Genomic DNA, 16,183 nt, shown 5'->3' with positions numbered 1-16,183 from the left:
TCGGGGCCGGCCCGGTGTAAATCTCAACGCGCTTCCCCCGCCCACAAGGCCTTGATGTCCTCCAGCACCAGATAGAGGCAGGGCACCATGATTAAGGTAATAAAGGTGGCAAAGAGGATGCCGAACCCCAGGGAAATGGCCATGGGGATCAAAAACCTTGCCTGGCGGGAGGTCTCGGTAATAATGGGCGCCAGCCCCCCGCAGGTGGTAAGCGTTGTCAGTAAAATGGGACGGAACCGCTGGATGCCCGCAGACTGAATGGCGTAGAACAGGGGCACCCCTTCCCGGACCCTGCGGTTGGCAAAATCAATGAGGACCAGGGAGTCGTTGACCACCACCCCTGACATGGCCACCAGACCAAAAAGGCTCATGAGGGACAGGGAATACCCCATGATCACATGGCCGGCAATGGCACCGATCATGCCGAAGGGGATGCAGAACATGATGATCAGGGGCTGAAAATAGCTCTTGAACGGAATGGCCAGCAGGGCAAATACACAGAACAATGCCATGCACAATCCCTTGATCAGGGCGGTGATGCTTTCCCGGATATCGGCCTGCCTTCCCTTGAAGCTGTAGGAAAGCCCGGGATAGGTTTTCACCAGTTGCGGCAGAATATCCTTTTTCATATCCTGGAGCACATTTTCCGCCTGGGAGGGGGGCCTGACGTTGGCCGTGACCAGAATCTCCCGTTTGCCGTTGGTCCGCTTGATGGTGGTGTATGCCCGCCCGCTGTATGTCTGTACCGCGTCCCTTAGCAGAATTTCCCCTTCCGGCGCCTGGAGCACCAGCTCCTCGAAGGTGGATTCGGAGATCCGCTCTTCACGGCTCAGGCGTACCCGGACCGTCACCTCGCTGCGGCCCCGCTGATTTTTCACGGCCTGCACCCCCTGGAAGGCATGGCGGACCTGGTTGGCCACCTCCCTGGAGGTCAGCCCCATGCGCCGGCCTGCCGGGCTCAGGGTAATGTCGAACTGCCGCTTTCCCTGGGCCGAGCCGTCGTCAATGTCATGGACGATCTGATATTCCCCAAGGCGGAGGGCCAACGCCTCCCCCGCCCTGTCCAGCAGGGCCTTATCCCGGTGGCTCAGGGCCACGGTGAGATTTTTCCCTGATCCGGGCCCGCCCCGGTTGGACTCGAATCCGATGGACTCAAGCCCCGGTATCCGGCCGGTCTTTTCCCGCCATATCCGGGTCACCTCCGCCGTTCCCATGGGCCGGACACCGGGGTCTGTCAGGTAAATCCGGACCCGGACGCTATTATCCCGTACCTGGGAAAAAATCCCCCGGGACAATTCGTCCTTCCCGTTCTCAGCCACGGTTTGCCGGGCTGCGGCCACCAGGCGGTCCTCCACCTGCCTCAGCTGATTTTCAGGCGTGCCAAAGGGCAGCACCGCCTCGCAAAAGGCATAATTGGATTCCGTCTTGGGAAACATGACCATGCCCATGCGGCCCGAAGCCACATATCCGGCCGTGATGAGCAGCAGGGCAAGGCCAAAGGCGATCACCGCATACCGGTAAGAAAGCAAAAACGCCAGGCCGCCGCCGTAAACCTTACGGACCGCATGCTCAAACCACAGGGAAAACCGGCTCTGCCACCCTTCGATAATGTTCAGGGGGAAAAAGCTTTTCCGATGCTGGTGGCTGAGATGGGCCGGCAGAATAAAAAGGCTTTCAATAAGGGAAACCAGAAAAACCGCAATCACCACAAAGGGAATGGTGTTAAATATCTTTCCCATGATGCCGGGGATGAACATCAGCGGCACAAACGCCACCATATTGGTGATCACGGAAAAAACCACGGGCATGGCAATGGTCCGGGTGCCCCGTACGGCGGCATCAATAAAGCTAAGGCCCTGGCGCCGGAAAAAATAGACATTCTCCCCGACCACCACGGCATCGTCCACCACGATCCCCAGGGTGACGATAAAGGCAAACATGCTCACCATGTTGATGGAAAAATCAGTGGGGGCCAGGAAAAGGAATGACCCCAGAAAGGAGATGGGAATCCCCAGGCTCACCCAGAAGGCCAGGCGGATCTCCAGAAAGAGGGCCAGGAAAATAAAGACAAGCCCCAGCCCCAGATAGGCGTTTCTCAGGAGCAGGTCGGCCCGCTGGGCAAAAATCTTGGACATATCCCGGACAATGCTCAGGCCCATCCCCTGGGGGAGTCCTTGATTGAGTTCTTTCACCATTTTTTTGGTGGCGCCGGCCACCTGGGTGGGAGTCTGGTCGCCCACCCGGTATACGCCGATGGTAACGGCCCGCTGGCCGTTAAAGGAGGCCCAGTTGTCCGATTCCTCAAAGCCTTCGGTGACCTCGGCGATGTCCTCCAGCAGCACCCGGGAACCGTCGGCCTGGGTGATGATGGGCAGGCCCTTGTACTGGGCCGCATAATCCCTGCGGTCCTTGATCCTGAGCAGGATATCCCCTGCCCCGGCCTTGATGGCCCCTCCCCCCAGTTCAACGGACGCTTTGGATATGGCCTGGGCCACATCGGCCAGGGTCAGGCCGTATCGCCTCAGGGTGGTACTTTTAATTTCAACCTGGATTTCCCTGTCCCTCACCCCTTCCAGTTCCACCTGGGTGATATCCGGACTCAGAAGCAGGGTATCCCGGATCTGGTCGGCCATCTCCCGCATGGTGGTTTCGGGAACGTCCCCGTACAGGGCCAGCCGGACCACCTCCCGCTTCCGGGCGGCAATGGTGACCACGGGATCTTCGGCTTCGTCGGGAAAGGTGGAAATCCGGTCCACCTCGGCCTTGATTTCCTGCCAGAGCCGGTTGATGTCAACCCCCTCCAGGGCCTCCACCGTGACCGCGGCCGCCCCTTCATTGGCATTGGCCGTTATTTCGTCTATCCCTTCCAGGTCCTGGATGGCCTCTTCCACGGCCAGGACAATGCCGCTTTCGATCTCTTCAGGACTGGCCCCTGGATAGGGCACGGTAATGCTGACCCTGTCCAGGCTGAACTCGGGAAAGACCTCCTGCTTGATGGTCAACCCGGCAAAGAGCCCCCCCACAAGAAGGACAGCCATGAACAGGTTGGCGGCCACCGAGTTGCCCGCCATCCAGGCAAGAGCGCCCTTCCGCTCAGGTAATTGGGACTGGGCTGAAGCCGGGTCTGATTTGGGTTCCGGGTGCTGGCTCAATGTCTGCCCGCCGGTGGTCATGACCGTTCTCCTTTGGGCAGGGCCAGGGCCATGCCCCGCACCGCAACGGGAATATCCGAGGTTATCACCTGGTCACCGGGATTAAGGCCGGTGCGGACAAACACCCGCTCCTTTTCCTTCCACACCGGCTCGGCCCGGCGGATATCCAATCGGCCCTTTTCATAAACCCAGATGGTATTGTTCTCACGGATGACGGTCCTGGGAAGGGCATAGACATTGTCCAGGGAGCGGCCTGCGATAACGGTTTCCACATGGTCACCCAGAAGCAGGGCAAAGGTCTCTTCGCCCTTTTCCGGGCTTTTTTCCAGCCCCAGGGGGTCGGCCACACGGATAAAGACCCCTGCCATGCGGCTCTGCCCCGTAATCTTTCCCGTTGTCCGGACCACCCGTCCCGCCCACGTATGCCCGTCGTAGAGGGAGCGGATCACCGCTTGGCTGCCCCGGGATTCATGGATGTCCAGCAGATCCAGCCGGTCCAGGGGCACCTGGGCCTCCACCCGGTATTGGGCGACATCCACCAGGGTGGCCAGGGCAGCCTGGGCAGCCGCCGTGGATCCCAGATCCACATTTTTTTCAAGGATAAGGGCGTCAAAGGGTATTGTGATCTGGGTTCGGGCAAGGTTGAGGGTCGCCATATCATACTCGCTCCGGGCACCGGCCACGGCGGCCCTGGCCTGTTCAAGCTGGGGTTTCCGCAGTGCCAATGCCGTATCCCTTACCCCCTCAGGTGAGACCTTGGAAATAAGCTTGAGTTCTTCCCTGGCAATGAGTTGCTGTCCCTTTTCGATTTCAAAATCGGCCAGCGCCTTGTCCAGGCTGCTTTTGGCCTTGTCCACGGCCAGCCTGTAGTCCGAGGATTCCAGCCGGATCAGGGGCTCTCCCTGTTTGATGATTCCACCCTGGACAAATTTGGGCGATACCCATACCACTTCCCCTGCCACCTGGGCTTTAAGCACGATCTGCCGGTCCGCCGACACGGTTCCCATGGCATGGATCCGGGTCTGATGGGTCCCGGGAGAGACCGCCATGGCCTTCACCACCGGAACATGCTTTACCGGCGGATTCCGTTTGATCTTCACCTTTTGGGATTTATAGTAATCAAACCCGGCAACACCCCCTGCGATAAAACAGAGGGGAAGCAATACTTTGATCAGCGTTCTCAAACCCGCGGCCGCTTTGTTGGGACTAGTCATTATTATCTGCTCCATCCGTTTCAGCAGCCTGCCATCCCATGGCCCGCTGCAGGGTAATCCGTTCTTTGACCAGGCCGGCCTGCTCGCTGACCAGCTGCCGCTCCAGCCGCTCAATGGCAGACCAGGCCGTAAGATAGCTGAGATAGGAACTCTGGCCGTTAAGGTATTGGACCCGGGCATCAATTAGGGTGAGCCGGGCCGCCTCAAGCTCCTCTTCCAGCCGCTGGATATAAGCGGCCTGGCGGTCAATGCCCACCAGGCTGTCCTCCACCTCCTGCAGGGCCTGGGAAACAGTTTTGGCATAGAGGTTGAGATTTTCCTTGACAACGGCCCGGGTCCGCTCAACTTCAGCCTGCCGCTTTCCCCCGTCAAATATCGGGCCGGCCAGGGAGGCGGCCAGGGAGGCCACCCAGTTTTGAAACAGCAGGTCCAGACTGCCGCTGGAAAAAAGGGCCGAGGCCGTGAGGGTAAGTGAGGGCATCAAATCCGCCCGTGCCGCCGCCACCTCGGACCGGGCCGCCAGCAGCCTCACCCGGGCCGCCCGGATGTCGGGCCGGTTTTCCAGAAGTGCCGCCGGGATCCCTGGGTCGGCCGGGCCGGCCATTTCAGGGAATGCATGGGTTTTGACCATTACCGGCTGGCCCGGAGTGGCGCCCAGAAGAAATCCCAGCTTGTTGACCAGTTCTTTTTCTTCCTTCTCCAGCAGGGGGACGGCGGAGAGGGCCTGGGCCAGGGACTCCCGCTGCTGGGAGACATCCAGTGCCGAGGCTTTGCCGTTGAGGAACCTCAGTTTCTGGAGGTCCAGGTGGGTGGTGTTGACCTCAATCTGGCTGTGGAGGATCTCCAGCCGGCGGCCCACGGAGATGATATTGGCCCAGGTTTCTGCGATGTCCGCCGTCAGATCCAGGGCGGCAGCATTGTAATCCTGACGGGCCGCTTCAAGGGCAAGGTCTGCCGCCTGGACGGCGGCCCCGGCCTCCCCCCATATATCCGGGGTATAGGCGGCGCTGAGTCTGCCATCCCAGGAATGGCTGCCGTCTTCAACGGCACTGCTGCCCCTGGTTTTGGTCCGGGTATGTTTTCTGCTGCCCCCCAGGGAAAAATCCAGGCCCGGTGCCAGGGCGGCCTTTTCCTTTTTAAGGCTGGCTGCAGCCTGGTCAATCCTTGCCTGTTTGATTTTTAAATCATAGTTGTCGGCCAGTCCCTGTTTAACCATCCCGTTGAGCTCATCGCTCCCAAGGGCGGTCCACCAGTCCCGGATGGCCGTCAGCCGCCCCTCTTCCCCAGCGATTATCTGGTTGGCGTAGGCGTCCGGCATTTGGACCGGTAGTCCTGCCGCAGATTCCGGCCCCATTGTTTTACATCCGGAGATAAGACAGACGAACAAGCATGTCGCGGTGCAAAGTATACGTATCATTCAATCGGTCCTGAATTCATTTAATTCTGCCACGGCCCAGTCCCCCATTTACATTTAACGACTTAAAATAACAGCAAAGACCATACCAGGTAACAACCTTTTCTTATAACCCATTTAAATCGGAAAGCATATCTTAAAATGTCGGGAAATCTGAGGCGAGGGGGAATCCCTGATCCGGGTAATTTTTACACACCCCCAGCCCATGATCTGTATACATATTACCCGGCCCCATGCGTTTTTTAAGCCACCCTAACTGATTGACCGCAAGGCGGAAAGCCAATAATGGGTCAGATCCCTATTGAATGAAAAACTAAAAAGCAACCGGGGGGATAATTTTTTTAGGACGGGAAATTAAAAAAACGGTTATAGCTGAATCCTCTCACCGGGGCGGTCCGGGCCGGCCACATGCAGTGCGGTGTTTGATCCGTTGAGTCCCTTAGCCACTTCCTGGGCTGCCATTTCGGGGCGATTGTTCTCTTCGCTGAGGTGGGCCAGAACCAGATGGTGCAGGTCCCTGTGGAGAAGCTCTGCAACCAGATCCCGGGCCTCCAAATTGGAAAGGTGACCGGTCCTGGATTTCACCCGCTGCTTCAGATACCAGGGGTAGGGGCCGTTGAAAAGCATTTCAGGATCGTGGTTGGATTCCAGGTAAAGCGCATTACAGCCGCTCAGGTGGGATTTTACCAGGTTGGTGGCAATGCCAAGATCCGTTGCAATGCCGATCTTTTTTTTGCCGTGGCTCAGGGTTAGCCCGGCGGGATCCCGGGCGTCATGGGAAATGGAAAAGGGGTTGACCCTGAGGTCGTTTATCTCAAAGGATTTTCCGCACTCAATAAACTCAAGGTGTTCGATTTTCCCCAGGTTTTTGCAGGCGCGGTAGGTCTCTTGGGTGATATAGACGGGGATATCGAACCTGCGGCTCAATATCCCCGCCCCTTTTACATGGTCGGTGTGTTCGTGGGTGATGATGATGGCTTTCAGGTTCTGGGGGTCCTCCCCCACGGCGTCCAGACGCCGCTGTGTCTCTATGCCTGAAAGCCCTGCATCAACCAGTACGGCGGTATCCGCTGAGGATACCAGTATACTGTTCCCCTTGCTGCCGCTGGCAAGGGGACAGAGGCAAAAAGAGCTATTTTTTGTTTTGCTCTTCTTCATCTTTTTTGGCAGCTTTGTAGCTGAGCTTGATCTTCCCGTCGCGGGTAATGTCCAATACCTTGACTTTGATCACTTCGCCTTCCTTGACCACATCGGTGACCTTTTTCACCCGGTAGTCGGCCAGCTCGGAAATATGGACCAGCCCGTCGGTGCCGGATTTGATATTTACAAAGGCGCCGAAGTCGGTGATCTTGACAACCGGGCCTTCGTAGATGGCGCCGATCTCGGGATCCATGGCAATATCCTTGACCATGGCCACGGCCTTGGCGGAATCATCTTCGTTCTCCGCCGCAATCTTGACAATGCCGTCGTCGTCCACCTCGATGGTGGTGTTGGTCTCGGCCTGCAGCGCCCGGATCACCTTGCCGCCGGGGCCGATGATGTCACGGATCTTGTCCTTGTCGATCTGGACGGAAACGATCTTGGGTGCATAGGGAGAAATTTCCGCACGGGCTTCGGACAGGGTTTCCAGCATCTTGTCAAGGATGTGGATACGGCCGCCCTTGGCCTGGTTCAAAGCGGTCTCCATGATTTCTTTGGACAGCTCTTTGATCTTGATATCCATCTGCAGGGCGGTGATGCCCTCCCGGGTGCCGGTCACCTTGAAATCCATGTCGCCGAAGTGGTCTTCGTCGCCCAGGATATCGGAGAGGACAACGGTTTTATCCCCTTCCTTGACCAGACCCATGGCAATGCCGGATACCGGCGCCTTGATGGGGACGCCGCCGTCCATGAGGGCCAGGCAGCCGGAGCATACCGTACCCATGGAGGAGGAGCCGTTGGATTCCATGACCTCGCCCACAAGGCGGATGGTATATTCAAACTTGTCATGGTCAGGAAGCACTCTTGCAATCGCTCTGTGGGCCAGGTTGCCGTGGCCGATGTCACGCCGTGACGGGCCGCCGGGGCGTTTGACTTCTCCCACCGAATAGGGAGGGAAGTTGTAATGAAGCATAAAGGCCCGGGTTTCGTTGTTGGAATTCAGGGTTTCCAAACGCTGCTCATCCAGGCCGGAGCCCAGGGTAAGGGTGGAAAGCACCTGGGTTTCACCACGGGTGAACAGGGCGGAGCCGTGGGGACGGGGCAGGCAGGCAGCCTCGCAGGCAATGTGACGGACTTCGTCAAAGGCCCGGCCGTCAATGCGCTTGTCTTCCTTGAGAACAATTTCCCTGGATACGGCTTTGACGCTCTTGCCGAAAACCTCTTTGATTTCCTTGACCTGTTCCGGATATTCTTCCGCAAACTGGGCCACGACGTCGTCTTTGAGCTGGGAAATCGCCTTCTGCCGTTCAATCTTGGTTTTGATCTGCACTTTTTCGTGGATCTTGTCCCAGGCAAAGGCCTTTACCTTTTCAGCCAGCTGCTCATCCCGTTCAGGGGGAGTGAAGGGGCGTTTTTCTTTGCCCACAGCGGCCTTGAGTTCTTCCTGCATGGCAATGATGGGCTGCATGGATTCATGGCCGAAGAAAATGGCATCCAGCATATCCTTCTCGGAAACAATGTCTGAACCGCCTTCAACCATGACCACACCGGTTTTTGAACCGGCAACGGTCAGATCGATGTCGCTTTTTTCCATGAGGTCCGGGGTGGGGTTGGCAACGAACTCGCCGTTGACCCGTCCCACTTTAATACCGGCAATGGGGCCGTTAAAGGGGATATCTGAAATTTCCAGGGCAGCCGAAGCGCCGATCATGGCCAGGATACCGGGCTCGCAGAGCTTGTCCGTAGACATTACCGTGGCGATGACCTGGGTTTCAAAATTATAATCGTCCTCGAACAGGGGACGGATGGGGCGGTCGATGAGCCGTGCATTCAAGGTCTCGTTTTCAGAGGGGCGTCCGATCTCCCGCCTGAAATAGTTGCCCGGAATTCTGCCGGCCGCATAAATTTTTTCCTGGTACTCAACGGACAGGGGCAGGAAGCTGATATCCTCTTTGGGGTCCTTGGCAGCAACGGCCGTCACAAGGACAACCGCCTCTCCGTATTGGACCACCACGGACCCGGATGCCTGCTTGGCGATCTTCCCCGTGCTGATGGTTAATTCTTTTCCGCCGATTTCGGCTGATACAATCTTTTCCATAATTTCTCCTGAATTATGATAGTGAATAATAAAAAAAGGGCGGTATTATGGTAAAGATGCTTTCAAGGATTATAAACCCGCATATTTACCATCAAACTCCTCGACCAATCCTCAGGTCCATGATCAGGTTGGTTTGATAGCAAAGATGCGAACTTATATAAAAGCATCCCCAGAACGTGCCGCCCGGAAAAACTAAAAAACCGGTTTTTGACCGTGAAAGCGTCAAAAACCGGTTTAAGTGTCATTTTACCTTCTGAGTCCGAGCTTTTCGATCAAAGAGCGGTATCTGTTTATGTCTTTTTTCTTGACATAATCCAGCAGGCTTCTACGCCGGCCGACGAGAATCAGCAGCCCCCGTCTTGAGTGATGGTCTTTTTTATGGACCTTGAGGTGTTCGGTCAGATAGCTGATTCTGTGGGTCAGAATGGCCACCTGAACTTCAGGGGACCCGGTGTCGGATTCATGGAGCTTGAATTTTTCAATCATCTCCTCTTTGTTTTCTGCAAGTAATACCACGGTAAAACTCCTTATAATTGGAATAAATAAAACTGGTATGTTTGCTTTGCGGTTTCTCCCCTCATCCAATATTCCATTCAGAATCAGGGTACATTACCCGCCAACATACCATAACAATACAGCCTGGTACTTTTACCAGTTAACTGCTAAAAACGCAACAATATTTAAAGGTTTGGCCGGATTTATCTGCACGGACAATGGCCAGCAGATCATCCTGGCCGTCAATGATGCGGATATGGTCATCCGTTGAAAGTCCGGCGCCCTGGCATTCCAGGGTCTGGCCGTGCCGGATTTTTTTGGCCGCCGCCTCGTCGGCAATGATGGCCGGCATGAAATCCAGGCATTGGGACATGGAAATAATCCTGGCGGATATTTCCGGCCGGTCCATTTCCTTAATATCATCCAGGGCCAGGGCCTGGTCTATTGTGAACTGGCTGGACCCTGTCCGGCTCAGGGCTGAAAGATGGGCCCCGCATCCCAGTTGTTTCCCGATATCATAGGCCAGACTGCGAATATAGGTGCCGCCTGAACAATGCACATCCAGGTTGAACTCGGGAAGTCCCTGGGGAGAAGTCTCCAGGCGTTCCATGGCAATCCGGTGGATTTCAATCTGCCTCGGCGGTTTTTGGACGGGTTTGCCCTGGCGGGCCAGCTTGTATAAGGGCTGCCCCTCGTGCTTGAGGGCTGAATAGGCCGGCGCCACCTGTTCCTGGACCCCGGAGAATCCTGCCACCACCCGGGATAGCGCAGCTTCTGTTATACCGGCCAGGTCGCCTGGATCCGCCCGGAATGTTTCCCGGCCCGTGCAGTCGTAGGTATCGGTTTCAACCCCCAAGGTGACCCGGGCCCGGTAGGCCTTGCTGCCGTCCAGAAAAAACCTGGATATCCGGGTTGCCTTGCCCACAGCAATGAGCAGGACACCGGTGGCAAAGGGATCCAGAGTGCCGGTATGCCCGATTTTTTTTACCTTCAGGATCCGTTTCAACCGGCCGACCACTCCGGCCGAGGATAATCCTTCGGGTTTATTTACAACAAGAATGCCGTCTTTCATGGAAAATGCCGGACGTTTTATTCTTCCCCGTCCTTGTCTTCGGTGTCCTCGCGGCCTTCACCCTTGGGAGCGGCATCGATCAGGGCATCCAGACGGGCGGCACGGTCGAAGGTGTCGTCGAGGAAGAACCGCAGTTCAGGCATAAACTTGAGACCCAGCTTGGGCGCAATGCTCTTTTTGATATACCCCTTGGATTTTCTAAATCCGTCCAGGGCATCCTGCTTTCTTTTGTCGTCTCCGAACACGGTGACGTAGACCGTTGCAATGCTCAGGTCCGGTGACAGTTTCACACCGGACACCGTGACCATCTCCAGCCGGGGGTCCTGGATTTTCCTGGACAGCAGGTCGGTGATGGCCGTCTGAATGGCGTTTGAGACTCGGTCTGCACGGGTATAGGGTTTCATAATAGGACTTACCCCTGATATTTCCGTTCTTCGACTTCATAACATTCAATGGCATCGCCCACCTTGATGTCATTGTACTTTTCAAGGCCGATACCGCACTCAAAGCCCTGTTCCACTTCCTTGACATCGTCCTTGAACCGGCGCAGGGAGGAGAGTTCCGTATCGCATTTGATGACGCCGTCCCTGAGCAGCCGGACCTTTTTGCCCCGGATCACCTTGCCGTCGGTGATGGCGCAGCCGGCGATGGTTCCGATCTTGGGTACCACAAAGGTATCCCGGACCTCGGCGCGGCCGATGATGATTTCGTGGAAGGTGGAGGGCATCATGCCGTCCAGGGCCGCCTTGATATCATTGATGACATCGTAGATGATATCATAGAAGCGCATATCCACATTCTCGTCCTTGGCCAGCTTCCGGATCTGGGGGTTGGGCCGGACGTTGAAGCCGATGATGATGGCATCGGATACTGCGGCCAGGGCAACGTCGGACTCATTGATGGTGCCGGCGCCGGAATGAACGATCTTGACATCCACCTCTTCCTTGGCCAGATCCTTGAGGGAGTCATTAAGGGCCTCAATGGAGCCCTGCACGTCGGCCTTGACAATAAGTTTGAGTTCTTTGACCTCGGCGGAGCCCAGGTTCTCGAACATTTTTTCAAGGTTGGCCCGGCTTTTCTTGGCCAGTTCCTTGGCCCGCTGTTTCTGCATGCGGTGGCCGGCGATCTGCTTGGCATCCTTGTCCGAAGCAACGGCAATGAATTCGTCACCGGCATCGGGAACGCCGGTCAGCCCGACAATTTCCACGGGCATGGAGGGACCGGCTTCCTTGATCCGGGAACCGGTGTCATCGATCATGGCGCGGATGCGTCCGGAATGCAGCCCGCAGACAATGGGATCCCCGTCTTTGAGGGTACCCTGCTTCACCAGCACGGTGGCCACTGAGCCCCGGCCGGTATCCAGGCGGGATTCAACCACGTAACCGCTGGCGTTTCTGTCCGGGTTGGCCTGCAGTTCCAGAACTTCGGCCTGAAGCAGGACCATTTCCAGCAGCTCGTCAATGCCCTCGCCGGTTTTGGCGGAGACCTTCACAAAGATCACGCTGCCGCCCCAGTCTTCCGCCAGCAGGTCATGCTCGGAAAGCTCGCGCATGATCCGGTCGGGGTCTGCCCCGGCCTTGTCCATTTTGTTCACGGCCACAACAACCGGAACATCTGCGGCTTTGGCATGGTTGATGGCCTCAATGGTCTGGGGCATCACCCCGTCATCGGCAGCAACGACCAGGATAACGATATCCGTGACCTTGGCGCCCCTGGACCGCATGGCGGTAAAGGCGGCATGGCCCGGGGTGTCCAGGAATGTAATCCGGCCGCCGTTGGGGGTTTCAACATTATAGGCACCGATGTGCTGGGTAATACCGCCGGCCTCTCCGGAAGTGATCTTGGATTCCCGGATCACGTCCAGCAGAGAAGTCTTGCCGTGGTCGACATGGCCCATGATGGTAACCACAGGCGGGCATTCTTCCATATTGTCGTCATCTGTTTCTTCTTCGGTGACATGGAGGAGGGCCTCTTCTTCAAAGCTGGCCTTTTCCACTTCAAACCCGAATTCGGCAGCCACAAGGGAGGCGGTGTCATAATCAATGGTCTGGTTTACGGTGGCCATGACGCCCATGCCCATGAGCTTGGCAATCATCTCGTTGGCCTTGATGCCCATCCGCTTGGCCAGTTCCGCCAATTCAATGGCATCATCAATTTTGACACGGCGCTTGATAGCCTTGGGTGTGGTGATCTGGGTCTTCTGGAAGGCACCCTTTTTACCCCGGGTTTCCTTTTTACCCCGTTTTTTACGGCCGCGGCCCCTGTACAAATCGTCCCGCTCAACAACGGCTTTTTTCTTCCGCCGTTTCTTTTTGCCGGCGCCCGGACCATCAACGGGGGGCAGGTCCCGGCCCCAGTTCTTTTTGCGGGGATCCGCTCCCGGTTCAGGCGGCATTACCATTCCAGGGGCAGCCGGCTGGCTCTGGCCGCCGTTTCTGGCGGCAGCAGGTCTGCCATTCCCACCCGCTTTTTTATCTTCGGAAGGCCGCATCCGCCGGATATTCTCCAGGACGGCGGGGTCCGCCACCCTGACAATCTTTGCCGGCGTGGATTTGGACTTTTTCTTTTTCTTTTTGCCTGCAGCCTTATCTTCTGCTGCCTGGCTCGGGTCGCTTTTCGTTTCGGGAGCAGGTGTGGCCTCGACAGCCTCCTCAGCGGATGCTTCTGACTCAGGCGCCGTCTTGGCGGGTTCCTCTTTTGAATCGGCCGAAGCGGTTTTTGCTGTCTCGACGGCAGGTGCCTCAGGTGCTGAAACGGGCTTTTCTGCCGGAGCCTCTTTTACGGGCGCGGCCTCCTGTACAGGTTCAGCGACCGGTTCCGGCGCCGGTTCGGGCTTTTCCTCAACCTTGGCAGGCCGGATGATTTTTGCCGGTTCAGCACTTTTTGTTTTCGTTTTCTTCTTGGCCATGGGCTTAGGCTCAGCCTTTTTCTCATCTTCAGCCACAGGCTCTTCCGGTGCGTCAGTAGACGCTTCTGGGGCCTGGGCCTCGGGTGTTTCAGTCGGTGTTTCCTTGGACAGGGGTGCCTCGGCGGTATCGGCCTCCACCTCATCATCCTCAACAGGAATTTCTTCGGCCTCCGGCACATCGGACTCAACCGCTTTTGCTTTCCGGCGGCGGATAACAGAGGGCTTCACCTTCACATCAGTCTGCTGTTTCTTCTTTCCAAACAAGCTGTTTTTGATCTCAATTACAGCGCTGTCTTCCAGAGAACTCATATGGCTTTTTACTTGAATTTTCAATTCCTTCATCTTGTTGAGCAGCTGTTTATTTGTCATGTTGAGATCTTTAGCCAACTCATATACTCTGACCTTCGCCATTCGTTGCCCCCAGTAATCCTCTTTTATTGATTCTAATCTTTTCCCGTCGCTTTACCGATGCAACCTAGTCAATGATCTCGTCCTGATCTGCATCATCAGGACCCTCATCCTGGGTATCTTTTTCGTCTGCCGATTCTTCGGCTTCATCTTCGTATTCGGGCATCTCGCCTTCAACCATCTCACCCCCGGCCTCAAGCTCTCCGGCCCCGCCGTCCTCGGCAAAGGCATCTGCACCGAGGCGGTCCGCCTCAATGATCTGCCCGGCTTCCTGGATGACAAGTATCGCGTCCTCGGGGTGAATGCCCATGAGCCCGGCAATATCCTCAACCGGAGCCTCCAGAACATCATAGAGTGACGCATATCCGGCCTTAAACAGCACTTCGGCCATGGGCAGGCCGACGCCGGTCAGCCTCATGAGGCTGTCATATCCTTCTTTGACCTCACGGCTGTAATCCTCTTCCGAGGTTACCTCGAGATGCCATCCGGTAATTTCGCAGGCCAGAGACACGTTCTGCCCGCCCTTGCCGATGGCAATGGACAGGTACTCGTCATTGACAATAACCTCCATGGACTGGTTGTCCTCATCAATGATGACCCTAGCAATCTCAGCCGGAGACAGGGCATTGCAGACAAAGCGCGCAATGTCAGGGCTCCACTGGACAATATCGATTTTCTCGCCCCTCAGTTCCTGGACGATGTTCTGCACCCGGTTTCCCTTCATGCCCACACAGGCACCGACGGGATCCACATCGGAATCCATGGAAGATACCGCCACCTTGGCCCGGATTCCCGGCACACGGGCGGCACCCCGGATGGTCACGATTCCCTCGGCCACTTCCGGCACTTCGGTCTTGAATAGTTCAACAAGGAATTCAGGATGTGTTCTGGACAATAGAATCTGGGCACCCTTGGACTCTTCAAGCACGTCCAGAACATAGGCGCGGATTCTGTCGCCCCGCTTATAATTTTCTTTGGGCATCTGCTCCCGGGGCCGCAGGACGGCTTCGGCCTGCCCGAGATTGATCACAATACTGCCCCGGTCGAAACGCTGGACAATGCCGTTGATGATTTTACCCTTTTTATGGATGAAATTTTCATAGACGGCGTTGCGCTCGGCTTCTCTCATTTTCTGGATAATCACCTGTTTGGCGGACTGGGCGGCAATGCGGCCGAATTCCTCGGTATCAATGCGGATACCTAAAGAGTCGCCGATTTCACATTCAGGATCATATTCCATGCCCTCGTCAAGGGTCAGTTCGCTGTCCGGGTATTCAACCTCTTCGACCACCTCTTTAAAATGGAAGACTTCAACATCACCACTTTTCTCATCATAATGGACTTCAATATCCGCCCTGGGTCCGATTTTTTTCCTGGCAGCCGAAATGATGGCCTCTTTCAGGGTGTTGATGAGTACTTCGGCATCAATCCCTTTTTCACGGCTTACCTGGTCAATTACCCTTTTTATATCTGTGATAAACATGTTAAGTGTTCTCCAAATTACTGACCTGCGAGCATTGCCTTGGTGATCATCATCCCGTCAATTTCGAGGCTCTTACCATCAACTGCAATTACAACAGAATCATTGTTAGTCTTCTCAAGAATCCCGGTGAACTTTTTCTGGCCGCTGATCGGCTCATGGAGTTCAATCTTAATCCGCTGTCCTTCAAACCGCAGAAAATCTTCTCTGGTGTTCAAGGGGCGGTTGGGGCCCGGGGAAGAGACCTCAAGCCTGTAGCTGCCGATCTCTTCGATGTGTACGTCTATGAGGTCCCCCAGTTCCCGGCTGACGGACACGCAGTCGTCCAGGGTGACCCCGCCGGGTTTATCCATGTAAAGCCGAACGATCTTCTCCCGGTTGCTGGTGACGCACTCGACATGGACCAACTCATATTTTTCAGCTGCGAACAGCGGTGCTGCCACCTCATGAACCTTTAGTTCAATCCTGCCCAATTCTTTCTGTCTGATAAATCCCATGTCTTAAAGCAACCTTTTATATCTTCCACAAATACAAAAACGGGCAGATGCCCGTTCCCGTTAGTACAAACCCAACAAATCTTCGCCGTAAGCCTTGGCTCAGATCATATTTTACCCCATTAAATGGAACAAATCTGCCATCCCATACCTAAAAAGATGGAGCGGGCAACGAGGCTCGAACTCGCGACATCAAGCTTGGGAAGCTTGCACTCTACCAACTGAGTTATGCCCGCATTAGCGGCTGAATATAACAGGGCGGTTTCCGTTTGTCAACACCCATTTGCCGCTTTCAAAAAAAACCTATC

General features: G+C 56.0%; 11 protein-coding genes and 1 tRNA gene. All 12 read right to left on the bottom strand.

Translation table 11 applies throughout. The features are described from left to right. Positions 1-23: 23 nt before the first annotated feature. The 12 genes from HUN04_17820 to HUN04_17765 all read right to left on the bottom strand — a co-directional run bounded on the left by HUN04_17820 (position 24) and on the right by HUN04_17765 (position 16,111). On the bottom strand, positions 24-3,173 hold the full coding sequence (locus HUN04_17820) for an efflux RND transporter permease subunit (GenBank protein WDP91454.1): 3,150 nt from the start codon (positions 3,171-3,173) through the stop codon (positions 24-26). Next, positions 3,170-4,381 carry an efflux RND transporter periplasmic adaptor subunit gene (locus HUN04_17815; protein WDP91453.1) on the bottom strand — a complete coding sequence of 404 codons (1,212 nt, stop codon included), beginning with the start codon at positions 4,379-4,381 and terminating at the stop codon, positions 3,170-3,172. Before HUN04_17815 ends, HUN04_17820 begins: the two co-directional genes overlap by 4 nt. After that, the gene (locus HUN04_17810; protein WDP91452.1) at positions 4,359-5,783 is read right to left on the bottom strand and encodes an efflux transporter outer membrane subunit; all 1,425 of its coding nucleotides are present in this window, start codon (positions 5,781-5,783) and stop codon (positions 4,359-4,361) included. Before HUN04_17810 ends, HUN04_17815 begins: the two co-directional genes overlap by 23 nt. Before the next feature lie 363 nt (positions 5,784-6,146). Next, the gene (locus tag HUN04_17805) at positions 6,147-6,938 is read right to left on the bottom strand and encodes an MBL fold metallo-hydrolase (GenBank protein ID WDP91451.1); all 792 of its coding nucleotides are present in this window, start codon (positions 6,936-6,938) and stop codon (positions 6,147-6,149) included. Beyond that, the gene (gene pnp, locus HUN04_17800; GenBank protein ID WDP91450.1) at positions 6,913-9,018 is read right to left on the bottom strand and encodes a polyribonucleotide nucleotidyltransferase; all 2,106 of its coding nucleotides are present in this window, start codon (positions 9,016-9,018) and stop codon (positions 6,913-6,915) included. The genes HUN04_17805 and pnp overlap by 26 nt, the downstream gene beginning before the upstream one ends. Before the next feature lie 246 nt (positions 9,019-9,264). Beyond that, positions 9,265-9,534, bottom strand: a complete 270-nt coding sequence (rpsO, locus tag HUN04_17795) for a 30S ribosomal protein S15 (GenBank protein ID WDP91449.1) — start codon at positions 9,532-9,534, stop codon at positions 9,265-9,267. A gap of 139 nt (positions 9,535-9,673) precedes the next feature. Further along, positions 9,674-10,585: a tRNA pseudouridine(55) synthase TruB gene (gene truB, locus HUN04_17790; GenBank protein WDP91448.1), complete on the bottom strand. Its 912-nt coding sequence runs from the start codon at positions 10,583-10,585 to the stop codon at positions 9,674-9,676. A 17-nt stretch (positions 10,586-10,602) separates the two neighbouring features. Beyond that, positions 10,603-10,989, bottom strand: coding sequence for a 30S ribosome-binding factor RbfA (gene rbfA / locus HUN04_17785; protein WDP91447.1), 387 nt, complete (start codon positions 10,987-10,989; stop codon positions 10,603-10,605). Positions 10,990-10,997: 8 nt separating this feature from the next. Beyond that, positions 10,998-13,904, bottom strand: coding sequence for a translation initiation factor IF-2 (gene infB, locus HUN04_17780; protein ID WDP91446.1), 2,907 nt, complete (start codon positions 13,902-13,904; stop codon positions 10,998-11,000). 64 nt (positions 13,905-13,968) lie between these two features. Beyond that, the gene (nusA, locus tag HUN04_17775) at positions 13,969-15,384 is read right to left on the bottom strand and encodes a transcription termination factor NusA (protein ID WDP91445.1); all 1,416 of its coding nucleotides are present in this window, start codon (positions 15,382-15,384) and stop codon (positions 13,969-13,971) included. Positions 15,385-15,401: 17 nt separating this feature from the next. Then, entirely contained in the window at positions 15,402-15,878 is a 477-nt protein-coding gene (locus tag HUN04_17770; GenBank protein WDP91444.1) for a ribosome maturation factor RimP, read from the bottom strand. Between the two features lie 157 nt (positions 15,879-16,035). Then, a tRNA-Gly gene (locus HUN04_17765) sits at positions 16,036-16,111 on the bottom strand. Positions 16,112-16,183 lie beyond the last annotated feature (72 nt).

Origin of the sequence: Desulfobacter sp., assembly GCA_028768525.1 — a bacterium.
Classification (GTDB): Bacteria; Desulfobacterota; Desulfobacteria; order Desulfobacterales; family Desulfobacteraceae; genus Desulfobacter.
Note: the sequence above shows the minus strand (reverse complement) of the source record. Positions and strands in the feature narration are given on the sequence as shown.